We start from the raw sequence: 15658 nt of genomic DNA, 5'->3' as shown, positions 1-15658 counted from the left end.
GGATTACCGCTTCGCCGCCTTCTGCTCCGGCATGTCCTTCACCTGGGCCAGAGCCAGCCGGACGCGCGCCAGTTCGGGTGGCGACAGCTCGGCGGATTTCGCCGGAGCCTTGCCCGGCTTTGCCGGCGGTTTGCCCGCCTTGGCCGTGGTGTCTTTGGTCGCCGTCTCCGCCACCTGGACACGGCTTTTGCCGTGGGTGGTGTTCCGGGCGATCGCCAGGGTTGGGGCTCTGGCACGGGCGCGGGCCTGCGCCTCCAGGATTTGCGGGGCGCGCGGTTCGCCGGTCTTCGGCGTCCAGGTGCGGAAGGGGCCGGTGTCGACATGGACATGGCCGGTGTGGGCGTACATCGCGTAGCCGCCGCGCTGCATCGCCGCCGCCTCCTCCGCCAGACGGGACGGCGGGATGCCGGCGATGGAGAAGTCCGCCGCCTGACCGCGCAGGTGATAGGAATTCTCGGCGACGTTCGGGTTCGTCCGGGCGAGGCTGGCATTGGTGGCGCTCGACCGGTAGCCGGAGGTGATGCGGATCGGCGAGTCGGGCGGCGCTCCGACGCGCTGGCGCAATTCGACCAGCATGTCGATCAGGGCGGGATCGATCGGAATCGTCTCGTCGCTGCGGCGGTCGCGGAACAGGGCGGCGATCTCGCGCATCGCGGCCGGGTCATAGCCGTCGCCGGGACGCCAGTAGGTGACGGAGGCCGTCTCGCCGCTTGCGGGATGCTGGAGCACCACGCTGCGCGGCCCGCTGTCGAGCTTGGTGTTGTCAAGCGACTGGGTGGCGCAGCCGCCAAGCTGGGTCGCGACGGTCAGGACGGCAAGACATCCCCAGGCACGGCCGGTCATGCGCATCGCTTTCCCCCCCAAGCTTTGCACGCCTCGACGAACCCGCCACCCCGTTCACGGCGGGATCGCACAGCCGGATCTAATACCAGGATTGTCACAGGAGGCCAGTGTGACAAAGCAACCTGTGGCGCATCGAACACGCGCAAGCGCTTTTCATCAGTAGGGCTGACTGCTGTGGCGGCAACCGGAGGGCGTGGCGACGGGCCTACAGGGACAGCTCCATCCCCTCCCGGGCGACCAGCGACCCCGGTCGCATCGCCTCCGCCTCGGCGGCGATGACGTCGAGCATGTCGTCGGTCCGGGCCGGATCATGGTGGAAGATCACCGCGCGGCCGACCCCGGCGGCCTCGGCGAGCCGGAGGCATTCCTGCCAGGTCGAATGTCCCCAGCCGACGCGCGACGGATATTCGGCGTCGGTGTAGGTGCAGTCATAGACCATGACGTCGGCGCCCCGCAGCAGATCCAGGATCACCGGATCGCGCCCTTCGGCGGGATGCTCGGTGTCGGTCAGGATGCACAGGCTGCGGCCGCCCTGTTCCACCCGGTAGCCGGTGGCGCCGTCGGGATGGTTCAGACGGCAGGTGCGCACCACCACCCCCGGCGCCAGATCCAGCGTCTGTCCGGCCTGGAAGTCGCGGAACTGGCAATCGGCGCGGAAAATCTCGACCGGCACCGGGAAGAGCGGTGCGGTCATCATGTCGGCCAGCACGGTGCGGAAGGGGCGTTCCGGCGGCAGGTGCCCGGCCCACAGCCGCAGCCGGCTGGCGGGATCGAAGGCCGGCGCGAAGAAGGGCAGGCCGCTGATGTGGTCGAGATGGCTGTGGGTCAGCAGCAGGTCGATGTCCACCGGTCCGCCGTCATGGGCCAGCGATTCGCCCAGCGGCCTGATGCCGGTGCCGCAATCGAAGACGATGTGGGCGCCCGGGCAGCGCAGTTCGATGCAGGCGGTGTTGCCGCCATAGCGCACGGTCGCCGGGCCGGGCGATGCGATGCTGCCGCGCACGCCCCAGAATCGTACGGCAAAGGGCGCTTCGCCGCTGGACTTGTCCGGAGCGGGTGATTGTGCGGAATTGGTCGTGGAGCGGACAGTCATGACGGCGCCATCGTGGCGGCACTTCTTGTCCAAGTCTAGAGAATCTCTTCCCGCCCGGTCCCGTCCGGGCAGGATTCCCGCCTCCCTCCACGGCTTTCGAATAGGGGCCGCCCCCAGCCGGTTCCCTGCGAAGTGCATCTGTCCAAACCAATAAGATGTGGTAGGTTGAGCCCCGTCGCGCATTGAGCGGCATGATTTTCCACGGGTCCCCGCGCGGGCGGGGACCGGCTCCGGCGGAACCCGACGCGGATGGATCCTGACAAGCTCGCCAAAGTCCTCGCCATGGCCGAGTCGGAGCACCAGGGCGAGGCGTTGTCCGCGCTGCGTGCCGCCCGCATCATGCTGTCCCGCGCCGGCCTGTCCTTCCGCGATCTGGCGGAGCGTGCGCGCACGCCGGTGCCGCCCGCTCCCGAACCGCCCCCCGCTGCCCAGCCCTGCGAGCCTGCCGGGGCGCCCGCCCCGCCGCCGCCGCCGGACGAGCTGGTCCGTGGCCTGCGCCGGCAGGTGAGGGATCTCGAGCTGGAACTCGCCACCCTGCGCCGCCAGTTCGACAAGGCGGCGGGGGATGCCGAGCGGCAGCGCGAGGAGGCCGACCGCTGGCGCACCCTGGCGCGGGAGACGGCGGAGAAGCTGTGGGACATGGGCAAGGCGCTGGAGCGCAAGCATTCCCGCCATGCCGACACCGACAAGCGCCGCGCGGTCTTGGAACTGTTGCAGGATCCCGGCAGCGCGCTGCTGTCCGACCGCGAGATCGCGCGGCGTGTCGGCGTATCGCCCCATGATGTCGCCCACTGGCGCCGCCGGATGGCGATTGTCGGACGCAAGCTGCGGCTTCTGCCGGTGGTTTCGCGCGGGCGCGGGCTGTGGGGCGGTCCCTCCGCCTGCGGTCTGGGGACGGCCCGGCTGGGCAAGCACGCCTCGAAACCCCAGGCGGCCAAACCTCAACCTGGCGAACGCCAACGCTGGCTGGGTTTCGCCGGCGAGGTCACGATCGCCGAACGGGGAAGCCGGCGTGGCTTGACCGCGGTCGGCCCGCGTTGATCCCGGCCGTCAGGGCACCAGACGATAGCCGCCGGGCTCCGTCACCAGGATGCGGGCGTTGGACGGATCGGCCTCGATCTTCTGGCGCAAGCGGTAGACGTGGGTTTCCAGCGTGTGGGTGGTGACCGCGGCATTATAGCCCCAGACCTCCCCCAGCAGGGTTTCGCGTCCGACCACCAGATCGCCCGCCCGATACAGATATTTCAAGATCGCCGTTTCCTTCTCGGTCAGGCGGATCTTGCGGTTGGCGGCCTCGTCCACCAGCATCTTGGCGCCGGGGCGGAAACTGTAGGGGCCGATGGCGAAGACCGCGTCCTCGGTCTGCTCGAACTGGCGCAGCTGGGCGCGCAGGCGTGCGATCAGCACCCCCAGACGGAAGGGCTTGGTCACATAGTCGCTGGCGCCGGAGTCCAGCCCCAGGATGGTGTCGGCATCGCTGGCCGACGCGGTCAGCATGATGATCGGGCAGCGCACGCCCTCGCGCCGCAGCAGCTTGCACACGTCGCGTCCGTCCATATCCGGCAGGCCGACATCGAGCAGGATGGCGGAGAAGGCGGCTCCCGCCGTGCCGCTGGGGACTTCCCCGCCGGTTCCCCCACTGGCCGCCTTCACCGCGGTCAGGGCCCCGGCACCGTCGCCGGCCTCCACCGTCTCCACCTCCTCCAGCAGCCGAAGCTGTTCCGCCAGCGACTGGCGCAGGGCGGTGTCGTCGTCGACCAGGAGGATGCGTTTTGCGATGGTCATGGGCTTCGGCACGAGGTCGGGAGACGGAGACCTCCGGTGGCGGGACCGGGGCCGCGCCTTAGTAGCATGGCGCCAAGGGCTTGTCGTGGTGGCTTGTCGTGATGGGGCCGGCCACCCTACAGAGCGGCCAGCAGAGCCGCCGCGCCGGCCGTATCCGCGGGGGCATGGACGATGCGGCCGGGCTGCACGCCCAGGCTCCGCAAGGTGGCGGCGACGGCATCGTCGGGGACGGCGACGCGGCGCATCAGGGCCAACGCCCCCTGTTCCAGGTTGCGGCGTGCGGCGGCCTCCTCGTCGGGCAATCCTGGCTCGGTCCAGCGCAGGCGGTCGACGAGCGCGGTGAAACGCAGGCGGCGGCTGTCGGCCGGCAGGCTCGCGGCGAGATTGGGCAGGGTGTTGCCCTCCAGCAGGACCACGGCGCCGTCGGGCAACCGCGCCAGCGCCACATCGGCGGCCAGGATCGCCGACGGGTCCACCTGCGGATGCGGACCGGGCAGGGCGTGGATCGTGATGCCGGTCCCGGCGGCACGCAGCGCCTCGACCATGCGACGGCCGTAGGAGTCGGCCGGCAGATCGGCCGGCATCACCAGATGGAGGGAGGCGGTCGAATCCTGGTTCGTCGCGGACATGGTCGGAGGAGTGGACAAGGGGAAAGCTCCCGGGTGAAGGGCTGCGGGTTGTCATCCTAGCGCCGGGGGTTCCGGCGGCGGAGCGGCCCGTTGGAGGTGCCGACTCCGGCGTCATATCGGCCAGACTCCGGCCCGGCAGGGTGGCCGGGACCGACAGGCTAGCGGGATCGTTGCGCCTTCGGCAACGGTGTGGCGCGCGGGAATCGCTGGACAGGGGCGCGCCACCTGCGCTTTGCTTCGTCGGCCGAACACACCATGTCCCGTTTTCGCGCCGGATCCGGCGCCCCCGCTACGCAAAGCCGCTGACGATGCAAGCCGAACGCACCTCCGCCGCCACCATGGCCTCCCCGCCGAGCCCCGCCCCGGTTGCCCCCGCCCCGGTTGCCGAGGCGGCACCGATCGACGAGGCGGCCGTGCGCGCCGTCGACCGGGCCCTGGCCGCCCTGCGCCGGGGCGAGGTGGTGGCGATCGAGACCGCCGACGGCACCGTCGGTGCCGCGGTGTCGGTGGAGTCGGTGGCGCTCGACGCGGTGGAGCGGCTGAAAGCGCTGACCGGCGGCAGCCCCCGGCTGGTGGTCACCCGCCGCCGCGCCGTGGTGCTGGGGCTGGCCGCCGCCGCGCGGCTGGTGGGCGACATCGCCGACGACCAAGCGCCCGGCGCCGAGGCGGAGGGGTTCGGCGCCATGGCGCTCGACCGGCCCGGCGGACTGACCGCCGATCAGGCCCATGCGCTGGCCGATCCCGAACAGCATCCCCGGGCGCAGGATGCGCTGCCGGCCGGCCTGAGCGCCAGCGAGGCCCGTCCGGGCAGCCGCGAGGCCGCGGCGGTGGATCTCGCCCGTCTCGCCCGTCTGCTGCCGGCCGCCATCACCGCCGACCTGCCGCCTTCGATCGCCGGCAGCGCGGCGGATTGGGCGGCGGCCCATGACCTGCTGCTGGTGCGGGCGTCGGACGTCGCCGATTACCGTGTCCATGTGGTGCGGACCCTGCGCCGCGTCGCCGACGCCCGGGTGCCGCTGGTGGGGTCGGAGGACACGCGGATCTACGCCTTCCGCCCGGCCGACGGCGGGCCGGAGCATCTGGCCATCGTCATCGGCGATCCCGATCCGGCGCAGCCCGTGCTGGCCCGGCTGCATTCGGAATGCTTCACCGGCGACCTGCTCGGCTCCCTGCGCTGCGACTGCGGCGACCAGCTGCGCGGCGCGATCGCCGAGATCGCCCGGCAGGGCAGCGGCGTGCTGCTGTATCTGGCGCAGGAGGGGCGCGGCATCGGGCTGGTCAACAAGCTGCGCGCCTACCGCATCCAGGATCGCGGCTTCGATACGGTGGACGCCAACGAGATTCTCGGCTTCGAAGCCGACGAGCGCGTCTATCTGCCGGCGGCCGAGATGCTGCGGCAGCTTGGTTTCGAAGCGGTGCGGCTGATGACCAACAACCCCGAGAAGCTGCGCCAGCTCGCCCGCTGCGGCATCGCGGTGGTGGAGCGTGTGGCGCATATCTTCCCCGCCAACGGCCACAACGAGGCCTATCTCCGCACCAAGGCGGAGCGCAGCGGCCACATGTTCTGAACCTCCGAGGGCAGGAATCGCCCTCCGGGACCGGCAGTTCTTGCCGCCTCCGGCGGTCCCGGCCGTCGTCGGCGGCGGCGCTGGGAATCGGATTCCGGGCGCGGCCCCTCCGGACCGCTTCCGAACCCCGGAATCCACGCGGAAGGGGCGCCACAGGGCTGGCACGATAGTTGCTTTATTCTAGCGTGACCACCGAGCCGGGAGACCGCCCATGGCCATCGACGCCACCACCATCGACAGCAGCGCCGTCCAGCATCCGGCGCCGCGCGAAAAGGCGTCGCCGGTCATCAGCGACGGCCACAATGGCGGCCCGGTGGAAATCCAGGGCGAGATGTCCTTCTGGGATTTCCTGGACGTCATCAACCCCCTGCAACACATTCCGATCGTCAGCACCATCTATCGCGAGATCACCGGCGACACCATTCAGCCCTCCATGCGCATCATGGGCGACATCCTCTATGGCGGGGTGATCGGCGGCATGGCCTCCATCGCCAACGCGGTGGTCGAACAGGCGACGGGCAAGGATGTCGGCGATCACGTCATGGCCTCGCTCGGCTTTGGGGACGGTGACCATCCCTCCGCCCCCACGGCCGTCGCGGACGCCGCGGGGGGGCCGGCGTCGTCCGGCTCCCCCGCGGAGCCGGCCAAGGACTCCGCCAAGGGAGAGTCCGCACCGCCGCGAAGCCCGCAGCAGGCGCCCGCCGGCGGGCTTGCCGCGGCGCTCGCCGCCGCCAGACCGGCCGAGCTTTCGGCGGCGCCTGGGCAAAATCCGACGGCCACCGGACAGCCGATCCGGCTTGTGGCCGCCGCCCCGGCCGCCAAGTCAGCCGAGTCCTCACCGTCCCTGACGGCGCAGCTCGCGGCCGGGGGGGCTGTTCCCCACCCCAGCAAGATGCCGGCGCGCGATACGCCGCTGGCCGGTTCCGCGCTGGCCAAGCACAGCGTGCCCCGCTTCGCCGCCCCGGTTCCGGGGGCGGTGACGGCGGCCGCGCGCGGCGCCGGCGCGGCGCCCGTCAATGGCGGGGCGGCCAACGGTGGGATGGCCAATGGCGGTCAGGCTCAGCCGGGTGCTGACCAGCCAGCTGCCCAGCCGGCCGGCGCGGCTCCGGTCTCGCCGGACATGCTGTCGGAGACGATGATGCGCAATCTGGCCAAATATGAGCAGACGCGCAGAGCGGCGCAGACCGCCGGCAGCACCACGCGGGTCTCGGGATGAGCATCGAAATCACCGTGACGCCGGAGGGCGGCGGAGCCGGTTTGGTCACCACCGGCCGCCTGCGCTGGCCGGGCGGGGAGGCGCCTTGCGTGCTGGGCCGGGGGGGTGTCCGCCTTGACAAGCGCGAGGGGGATGGCGCCACCCCCATCGGCCGCTTTCCGCTGCGCCGCGTGCTCTGGCGCGCCGACCGTCTGCCGCCACCGGAGACCGGGCTGCCGCTGCTTCCCATCGCCGAACATGATGGCTGGTGCGATGCGCCGGGGGATGCGGCCTACAACCGGCCGGTCAGCCTTCCCTATCCCGCCAGCCATGAGGAGATGTGGCGGGATGACCATGTCTATGACATCGTGGTGGTGATGGGGCACAATGACGACCCCGTGGTGCCGGGGCTGGGCAGCGCCGTGTTCCTGCACCTCGTCCGTCCCGACCGGGCGCCGACGGCCGGCTGCGTCGCGCTGGCGCCCGACGACATGCTCCGGCTGCTGAAGGCTTGCGGGCCGGGCAGCGCCTTGAGCGTCGCCGGCGGCCCCACCCCCTGATGGCGCAACCCGATGCGGCGGATGGCCGCGCGGCGGCTATGGGGCCGGGTAGGGCCGCGAGCCGAAGATGGCGGTGCCGACCCGCACATGGGTGGCGCCGAAGCGGACCGCGGTCTCGTAATCGCCGCTCATGCCCATGCTGATCTCCGGCAGGTCCAGCCGGCGCGCCATCTCCGCCAGCAGGGCGAAATGCATCGCCGGCTCCTCGTCCACCGGCGGGATGCACATCAGTCCGGTGACCGGCAGACCCAGCCGGTCGCGGCAATCGGCCAGGAAGGCCTCGACCTCCGCCGGGGCGATGCCGGCCTTCTGCGGCTCCTCGCCGGTGTTGACCTCGATCAGGCAGCGCGGCCGACGGCCGGTCTTGGCCATCTCCTTCGCCATCTCGGCCGCCAGCGCCTCGGCCAGCTTGGGCCGGTCCAGCGTCTGGATCACGTCGAACAGGGCGACGGCGTCCTTGACCTTGTTGGTTTGCAGCGGACCGATCAGGTGCAGCTCCAGATCGGCGAAGCGCTCCTTCAGCGCCGGGAACTTGGCCTTGGCTTCCTGCACGCGGTTCTCGCCGAACACGCGCTGGCCGGCGGCGAGCGCCTCCTCCACCGCTTCGGCGGGATGGGTCTTCGACACCGCCACCAGGGTCACGGCGCCGTCACCGCGTCCGCAGGCCGTAGCGGTTTCCACGATGGCGCGCCGCACCCCGTCGAGTCGCGCCGTCACGCCGTCGGCGGAGGCGCCGGGTTCGGCGACGGTCCGCGTATCTTTGCCAGTGCCCTGCGTCGTTGTCATGGCCGCCCTCAATCCGGTCGCTGCGGGTGTACAGCGCTTGCGCGGCGTGTTAGCGGACGGTCCGCGGAAACGCAAGCGCCCCAAGCGATCAGACCCGATGATGTCCTTCCGGGCATTCCGGATCGGGCGGTTGATCGCCGGCGCTGGCATCGTCACCGTTTCGCATATCGAGGAGACCTCCGCATGCGGAGTCCGTTTCGTTCCCTGCTCCCCACCCTGATGCCGGCCGCCTCCGCCGCCCTGCTCGCGGTCGCCGTCGGCCTCGTCGCTCCTCCCGTCCGGGCCGAGGAGGCCGCGAAGCCGGCACAGCCTGCCCCCAAGGCCGCCGCCCAGGCCAAGCCCGACGCCAAGCAGGCCAAGCCCAAGGTCATGCTCGGGTCGCCGATGACCAAGGTCCGCTTCAGCGAACCCGCCTTTCCGCTGGGTGACGACGGCACCTACCGCGGCTTCATGGACAAGATCCTGGACGAATATGGCCGCCGTTGCGTGCGCCAGGAGCAGTTCGGCTGGGAGGTCGCGAAGGACGACCAGGAGCGGCTGGACTATATCTTCCAGGGGACGATGGCCAATTATGGCCGCACCGGCTATCTGCTCGGCGAGATCCATCCGAAGTCGGTCACCGATCCGGAAACCATCGTCTTCCTCGCGGATCAGGACAAGGAACGCTATCTGCTGGTCTGGACCCCGCTGGAGTCGTCGGTGCTGTTCATGATGTGCGACACGGCGGCCAAGGACGCCAAGGCCGACCAGCCGAAGGCCGATCCGCCCAAAGCCGCCCCGAAGAAATAAGCCGACCCCGGACATGAAAAAGGCGACGGAAGTTCCCGTCGCCTTTTTCATGTCCATCCCGCGAAGCCGGTCCCTTGGATGACGGCGCGGACAAAAAAAGAGGCGGCGGATTTCTCCGCCGCCCTCACGTTTGCTGCCAGGAAACCGCTCCTTAGAAGGAGAAGCGGGTGTCCCACAGAACGATGTTGGCGTCGTTCTTGCGGCCGCCGGTCTTGTTGTCGACGAAGCTGTATTCCAGACCCGTGGTCAGGCCCGGCGCCACGGCATAGGTGATGCCGCCCTGGTAGATGTTGGCGCGGGCGGAGTCGGCGGCGCTGGCGGCGCCGGTCTGGTTGACCGCCCCCTGGGCGTTGGTGTAGGTGGCGGCCAGGATCACCGGACCAACGGTGTACTGGGCGCCGACCAGCCAAACCTGGTTGTCCTTCACGCCGCGATGGACCTTGGCGAAGCCGCTGTCGCCGCTGAAGGCGTAGCTGCCGCCCAGGGCGAAGGCGCCGTAGGTGACGGTGGCGCCGGCATGGACCGACGACAGCTTCTCGATGCCCGGGATGTTGGCTTCGCCGAACTGGTAGGCGACGCTGCCTTCCAGGCCGACGCCGCTGAAGGCGCCCTTGTAGTAGGCCTGGACTTCGCCGATGTCACGGTACGGGTGGGCGGTGTCGCCAGCGACGTTCTTGCGACGATAGATGTCGGTGTTGCCGCTGCCGTAGGTCGGGGTGTAGGAAGCGCTCAGCTTGAAGCCGGCGAAGCTCGGGGTGTTGTAGACGATCTTGGTGCTGGCGTCGCCCGACTCGAGGTTGCGCAGGTTGAACGCGACGTTGGGGAGGGCGCCACGGAGCCTGCCCGAAGCAGTCCCCGTGTTACCGGGGTCATAATAGTTGAACGCCCAGCCGTCCGGGCTGCCGGAGATGCCATCGACGTTCGGGCCGATGACGCCCGAGTCGTCCGACGGGCCGTTGACCACACCGGCCAGAACCGAACCGAAGGCGCCGTTCACGAAGATGTAGGCGCGGTCGGCGTCGGTCTGGCGGTTATTGTTGTTGCCGCCGGAGGCGCGCAGACGCAGACGGGCGCCGTATTCCAGGCCGTTGTCGGCCTTGGCCGTCGGGGTGACGGTCAGACGGAAGCGGTTGGCAAAATCGACCTTGCGCAGATCGCTGTCGTGATCCTGGCCGACATAGGCGCCCTGGAAGAAGGCGTCGCCGCCCAGCAGGATGTCGAACTTCGACTTGGACTGGGCCGAGGCGGTGCCGCAGCCGGCGGCGAGGGCAACGGCTGCGCAGCCGATGACGAGAGAGCGCTTCATGGATTATCCATCCTTGTGCGGACGCCCCGTTTATCCGGGAGCGCGCGGTTGTCTTATGAAGATGACTTAACCGCGCGGACGGTCTGCGGACAAGAGGCAAACTGTGGTGTCTTCACGCATTCGCAACATAGTTGCAGCAAAACCACACAGCTAAATGGTTGAAAATATTGAGAAAAGGGCGTTTGCCCCAATTCCGCTCCATTCTACGCCCACGAACGATGCGCAATGCCCAAACAACGGGCTTGCCGCTTGGCTCAAAACAAAAAAAGCGGTGGCCGAAGCCACCGCTCTTCCTGTCCGTTGCCGGACGTTCGATCGGAGGACCGATTAGAACGCCAGGACCGAGCGCAGGATGACGACGTTGCCCTTGTCGTCCTGGGCCGAAGCGTCGTTGTTGACCTTGAAGTAGTCGTACTGGGCCTGGACGGTCAGGCCCGGAGCGACGGTGTAGCCAACACCGATTTCGTAGACCTGCAGCTCGCGCTCGCCAGCGGTGGTCTGCGAACCGGCATCGCGGCCGTTCTTGTAGTTCAGGCCGACGACGATCGGGCCGGTGGTGTACTGGGCGCCGACGTTCCAGTTGCGGGTCGGCTCGGTGAAGACCGAACGGATCTTGTTCTGGCCCGACTTGCCGTAATCGACATAGCCGCCGCCCAGGGCGAAGCCGGCATAGCCGATCTGCGCGCCGGCCTGCCAGGCGTTCAGGTCCTTGTAGTTGGAACCGGCGGAGTTGCCGATCGCCTGGCCCCAGAAGTAGCCGGCAGACGCCTTCAGGGTCACGCCGCTGAAGGTGTTGTTGTAGTTGGCGCCGACTTCGACGATGTCGGTGAAGGTGCCCGAGGCGTTCCCGGTGGTGGCCGACGCAACCGGCTTGGTGCGGTTGATGTCGGTGTTCGAGCTGTCGTTGCGCGGCGTGTAGCTGGCGCCGAACTGGATGCCGGCGAAGCGCGGGCTGTAGTAGACGATCTTCGTGGCATTACCGTCGACAACGACCGACGGGCTGATGATGTTGCCCGACTTCGTGACGGTGTTGGCAACGCCCGAGTTGATGTTGTTGCCGTTGGTGCCGGTGGTGTTGATCCAGGCCGGCAGACCGTCATAGATGCCCAGCGCCAGGTAATCCATCGGGGCGGTGACGTAGGTGTCGTCGTTGAACGAGTCGGTCACACCCAGGCGGACCTGACCGAACGAGCCCTGCGCGAACATGTAGGCGCGGTCAGCGTCGGTGTTGCGGTCGTTGCCGTTGGCGCGCAGACGCAGGCGGGCACCATACTCCAGGCCGTTGTCGGCCTTGGCGGACGGGATGATGTTGATGCGCATGCGGTTGCGGAATTCGGTCGAGCGCGTGCCGGAATCGAGATCCTGGCCAACATAGCCGCCTTCGAAGTAGGCGTCGCCGCCGATCTTGACTTCGAACTTGGCCTGGGCGTTGGCGGCACCAGCGCCGAGGGCGAGAGCGGCGGCGGCGGCGCCGGCCAGCAGATAACGGTTCATGATTTTTGCCTCCATCCTGGCAGCAGATGTTTCAGCCTGGTTGACGTCCTGGCTGAGACTTTCGTACGCACCCCCGCCCGCGCCAGCAAGCGGCAAATCTCCGAAATTGCTGCATTGAGGGGACAGTGTGTCACACGGGGCACACCAGGAATGATGGCATTGCGTGGCCGCCACAGCCGAAGCCGGCGGGTCCCGACTGTCGTCACGATGTCATCGCGGGATGGCGCCAAGATGCTTCCGCTGTTGCGTGGGGCCGTCCACTTATGGTCTGTTCAGCGGCATTCCGCGCGTGACTCGCGCGCGGCAACCCCTTTTCTGAACCGGGTTCCCGACCATGCGCCGTTCGACCGCCCTTCGCCTTGTCCCTGTACTGCTCGCGGCCTCCGTCTCGATCGCCGGCTGCGCAAGCTGGGGCGGCAAGACCGAAACCGTCGAAGAGCAGATGAAGAACAAGGACTACAAGTTCGGCAGCCTGCTCGGCACGGAGGGCGGCATCAACCTGTTCGGCAAGAACAAGCGCGGCGAGCAGGACGCGGCCGGCGGCATCGGCGTCAACAGCTTCCTGTGGCGCGCCTCGCTCGACACGCTCTCCTTCATGCCGATCGCCTCGGCCGATCCGTTCGGCGGCGTGATCCTGACCGACTGGTACACCCCGCCCGATTCGCCGAACGAGCGGTTCAAGGTCAATCTCTATATCATGGACCGCCAGCTGCGCGCCGACGGCGTCCGGGTGTCGGTGTTCAAGCAGCAGCGGACCGGCAACGACTGGCGCGACCTCTCCGTCGGGCCGGAGACCGCCGGGCAGCTGGAGGACGCGGTGCTGACCCGCGCCCGCCAGCTCCGCGTCGCGCAGAACGCCGCCGTCCGCTGACGGGGATGGCGCCCGCCGGGGCCGGGACCGGCGGGGTCAGATCAGGCAAGCATCCGGTTCATCTGGTACAACGGAAAACGGCGTCGCGTTCATGTCGCGTTACAATGTCAAGGAAACCGAGGCGAAGTGGCAGGGCGTGTGGGACGGCAAGGGCTGTTTCACCGCGCGCGAGGACGCCTCCCGGCCCAAATACTACGTGCTGGAGATGTTCCCCTATCCGTCGGGGCGCATCCATATGGGCCATGTCCGCAACTACACCATCGGCGATGTGATCGCGCGCTTCAAGCGCGCCAAGGGCTTCAACGTCCTGCACCCGATGGGCTGGGACGCCTTCGGCCTGCCGGCGGAGAACGCCGCGCTGGAGAAGAAGGTCCACCCCGCCGCCTGGACGCGCGAGAACATCGCGACCATGCGCGGGCAGCTGAAGACGATGGGCCTGTCCATCGACTGGGACCGCGAGGTCGCCACCTGCGACGTGGAGTATTACCGCCACGAGCAGAGGATGTTCCTGGATTTCCTGAAGGCCGGTCTGGCCTACCGCAAGGAATCCTGGGTGAACTGGGACCCGGTGGACAACACCGTTCTCGCCAACGAGCAGGTGATCGACGGCCGCGGCTGGCGCACCGGCGCGCTTGTCGAGAAGCGCAAGCTGTCGCAGTGGTTCCTGAAGATCACCGCCTATGCCGAAGAGCTGCTGCAAGGGTTGGAGACGCTGGACCGCTGGCCCGAGCGCGTCCGCATCATGCAGGAGAACTGGATCGGCAAGTCCACCGGCGTCCGCTTCCGCTTCGCCATCAAGGGGCGCGAGGAGGAGCTGGAGGTCTTCACCACCCGGCCCGACACGCTGTTCGGCGCGTCCTTCGCCGCGATCTCCCCGAATCACCCGCTGGCGGCCGAGCTGGCGGCGACCCGCCCGGATCTCGCCGAGTTCATCGCCGAGTGCAACCGGCTGGGCACCAGCGAGGAGGCGATCGAGACGGCGGAGAAGCGCGGCTTCGACACCGGGCTGAAGGTCGTGCATCCCTTCGACCCGTCCTGGGAGCTGCCGGTCTATGTCGCCAATTTCGTGCTGATGGACTATGGCACGGGCGCGATCTTCGCCTGCCCGGCCCATGACCAGCGCGACCTGGATTTCGCCCGCAAATATGGCCTGCCGGTCCGTCCGGTGGTGATCCCCGCCGACGCCGATCCGGCGGCCTTCGCGGTCGGGACCGAGGCCTATACCGGTCCCGGCGTGCTGCGGAACTCCGCCTTCCTCGACGGGCTCGACACCGAGTCGGCGAAGGAGGAGGCCGGCAAGCGGCTGGAGGCGGCGGGCCGGGGCGAGCGCACCACCCAGTACCGCCTGCGCGACTGGGGCGTCTCCCGCCAGCGCTATTGGGGCTGCCCGATCCCGGTCATCCATTGCGAGTCCTGCGGCATCGTTCCGGTTCCGGCCGACCAGCTGCCGGTGGTGCTGCCGGAGGATGTGACCTTCGACAAGCCCGGCAACCCGCTGGATCACCATCCGACCTGGAAGCACACCAGCTGCCCGAGCTGCGGCAAGCCGGCGCTGCGCGAGACCGACACCTTCGACACCTTCATCGAGTCGTCCTGGTATTTCGCCCGCTTCTGCTCGCCGAAGAGCGAGGATGCGGCCTTCACCCGCTCTGCGGTCGATTACTGGCTGGGCGTCGACCAGTATATCGGCGGCATCGAGCATGCGGTCCTGCATCTGCTCTACAGCCGTTTCTGGACGCGGGCGCTGAAGACCTGCGGCTATCTGAACCTGGACGAGCCCTTCACCGGCCTGTTCACCCAGGGCATGGTCAACCACGAGACCTACAAGGACGCCGGCACCGGCGCCTGGCTGGCTCCGACCGACCTGACCAGGAACGACAAGGGCGAGTGGGTGCGGGCCGACAGCGGCGCGCCGGTCACTGTCGGCCGCGTCGAGAAGATGTCGAAGTCCAAGAAGAACGTGGTGGACCCGGCGCACATCATCGGCACCTATGGCGCCGACGCCGCCCGCCTGTTCATGCTGTCGGACAGCCCGCCGGAGCGTGACCTGGAATGGACCGAGTCCGGCATCGACGGCGCCTGGCGCTACATCAACCGCCTGTGGCGGATGGTGACCGAGGCGCCGGTGGAGCTGCCCGCCGCCGGCACGCCGATCCCTGGGTCGTTCGGCCCCAAGGCCGATGCCGCCCGCCGCCTGGTCCATAAGACCATCGCCGGCGTGTCGGAGGATCTCGACAAATTCCGCTTCAACAAGGCGGTCGCCCGCGTCCGCGAACTGTCCAACGCGCTGGGCGAACTGGACGGCGCGGGCGAGGGCGAGGCCTGGGTGCTGCGCGAGGGGTTCGAGTCGCTGGTCCGCCTCGTCGGCCCGATGATGCCGCATCTGGGTGAGGAGCTGTGGGCGCGGCTTGGCAATGGCGGCCTGCTGGCCGACCAGCCCTGGCCGGAGGCCGACCCCGCCCTGGTGGTGGAGGACAGCGTCAAGGTCGCGGTGCAGGTCAACGGCAAGCTGCGCGCCACGCTGGAATTGCCGCGCGACATGGACAAGGATGCGGCGGAGCGGGCGGCGCTTGCCGACGCCAACGTCCAGCGCGCCATGGACGGCAAGCCGGCCCGCAAGGTCATCGTCGTCCCGAACCGGGTGATCAATGTCGTCATCTGATCCCAGATCGTTCCGCCAGGGCTTGGTCAGCCGGAGCCCGCTCCCTAAGGCTTCCCTCCGGCAGGCCCTACTCCGTA

14 protein-coding genes are annotated in these 15658 nt (G+C 68.9%); 7 read left to right on the top strand and 7 right to left on the bottom strand.

Annotation, left to right across the window (positions count from 1 at the left end; translation table 11 throughout):
- Window positions 1-3: 3 nt before the first annotated feature.
- Complete coding sequence (locus tag AZL_RS14070) at window positions 4-843, bottom strand: YcbK family protein (protein ID WP_247894224.1); 840 nt, start codon at window positions 841-843, stop codon at window positions 4-6.
- 205 nt (window positions 844-1048) lie between these two features.
- Window positions 1049-1936 carry an MBL fold metallo-hydrolase gene (locus tag AZL_RS14065; RefSeq protein WP_012975193.1) on the bottom strand — a complete coding sequence of 296 codons (888 nt, stop codon included), beginning with the start codon at window positions 1934-1936 and terminating at the stop codon, window positions 1049-1051.
- A gap of 249 nt (window positions 1937-2185) precedes the next feature.
- On the opposite strand from AZL_RS14065, the gene AZL_RS14060 reads away from it, so the two are divergent.
- Window positions 2186-2977, top strand: a complete 792-nt coding sequence (locus tag AZL_RS14060) for a hypothetical protein (RefSeq protein WP_012975192.1) — start codon at window positions 2186-2188, stop codon at window positions 2975-2977.
- Window positions 2978-2986: 9 nt separating this feature from the next.
- Here the strand turns inward: AZL_RS14060 and AZL_RS14055 are convergent, their stop codons facing one another.
- Together AZL_RS14055 and AZL_RS14050 are read right to left on the bottom strand one after the other, a co-directional pair.
- Entirely contained in the window at window positions 2987-3721 is a 735-nt protein-coding gene (locus AZL_RS14055) for a response regulator transcription factor (protein WP_012975191.1), read from the bottom strand.
- A gap of 116 nt (window positions 3722-3837) precedes the next feature.
- A complete protein-coding gene (locus AZL_RS14050; protein WP_247894223.1) occupies window positions 3838-4368 on the bottom strand; it encodes a glycosyl transferase in 531 nt (176 codons plus the stop codon).
- 290 nt (window positions 4369-4658) lie between these two features.
- Here AZL_RS14050 and ribA point away from each other — a divergent pair, with 290 nt between their 5' ends.
- The 3 genes from ribA (at window position 4659) to AZL_RS14035 (ending at window position 7673) form a co-directional block, all read left to right on the top strand.
- Window positions 4659-5918 (top strand): GTP cyclohydrolase II, encoded by a 1260-nt coding sequence (gene ribA / locus AZL_RS14045; protein ID WP_371304216.1) that lies wholly within the window; start codon window positions 4659-4661, stop codon window positions 5916-5918.
- A gap of 211 nt (window positions 5919-6129) precedes the next feature.
- Window positions 6130-7134 (top strand): hypothetical protein, encoded by a 1005-nt coding sequence (locus tag AZL_RS14040; protein ID WP_012975188.1) that lies wholly within the window; start codon window positions 6130-6132, stop codon window positions 7132-7134.
- The gene (locus tag AZL_RS14035; RefSeq protein WP_012975187.1) at window positions 7131-7673 is read left to right on the top strand and encodes a L,D-transpeptidase family protein; all 543 of its coding nucleotides are present in this window, start codon (window positions 7131-7133) and stop codon (window positions 7671-7673) included. Before AZL_RS14040 ends, AZL_RS14035 begins: the two co-directional genes overlap by 4 nt.
- 36 nt (window positions 7674-7709) lie before the next feature.
- Here AZL_RS14035 and AZL_RS14030 read toward each other — a convergent pair whose 3' ends face one another.
- The gene (locus AZL_RS14030; protein WP_148219327.1) at window positions 7710-8459 is read right to left on the bottom strand and encodes a YggS family pyridoxal phosphate-dependent enzyme; all 750 of its coding nucleotides are present in this window, start codon (window positions 8457-8459) and stop codon (window positions 7710-7712) included.
- Between the two features lie 183 nt (window positions 8460-8642).
- On the opposite strand from AZL_RS14030, the gene AZL_RS14025 reads away from it, so the two are divergent.
- Window positions 8643-9248: a hypothetical protein gene (locus AZL_RS14025; RefSeq protein WP_012975185.1), complete on the top strand. Its 606-nt coding sequence runs from the start codon at window positions 8643-8645 to the stop codon at window positions 9246-9248.
- Window positions 9249-9399: 151 nt separating this feature from the next.
- Here the strand turns inward: AZL_RS14025 and AZL_RS14020 are convergent, their stop codons facing one another.
- The gene (locus AZL_RS14020; protein WP_012975184.1) at window positions 9400-10554 is read right to left on the bottom strand and encodes a porin; all 1155 of its coding nucleotides are present in this window, start codon (window positions 10552-10554) and stop codon (window positions 9400-9402) included.
- 327 nt (window positions 10555-10881) lie between these two features.
- The gene (locus AZL_RS14015; RefSeq protein ID WP_012975183.1) at window positions 10882-12048 is read right to left on the bottom strand and encodes a porin; all 1167 of its coding nucleotides are present in this window, start codon (window positions 12046-12048) and stop codon (window positions 10882-10884) included.
- 334 nt (window positions 12049-12382) lie between these two features.
- Between AZL_RS14015 and AZL_RS14010 the strand changes: the two genes are divergently transcribed.
- Window positions 12383-12919, top strand: coding sequence for a DUF3576 domain-containing protein (locus AZL_RS14010; protein ID WP_012975182.1), 537 nt, complete (start codon window positions 12383-12385; stop codon window positions 12917-12919).
- A gap of 91 nt (window positions 12920-13010) precedes the next feature.
- Entirely contained in the window at window positions 13011-15581 is a 2571-nt protein-coding gene (gene leuS / locus AZL_RS14005) for a leucine--tRNA ligase (RefSeq protein WP_012975181.1), read from the top strand.
- Window positions 15582-15658 lie beyond the last annotated feature (77 nt).

The sequence above is a fragment of the Azospirillum sp. B510 genome, from assembly GCF_000010725.1.
Lineage (GTDB): Bacteria > Pseudomonadota > Alphaproteobacteria > Azospirillales > Azospirillaceae > Azospirillum > Azospirillum lipoferum_B.
Note: the sequence above shows the minus strand (reverse complement) of the source record. Positions and strands in the feature narration are given on the sequence as shown.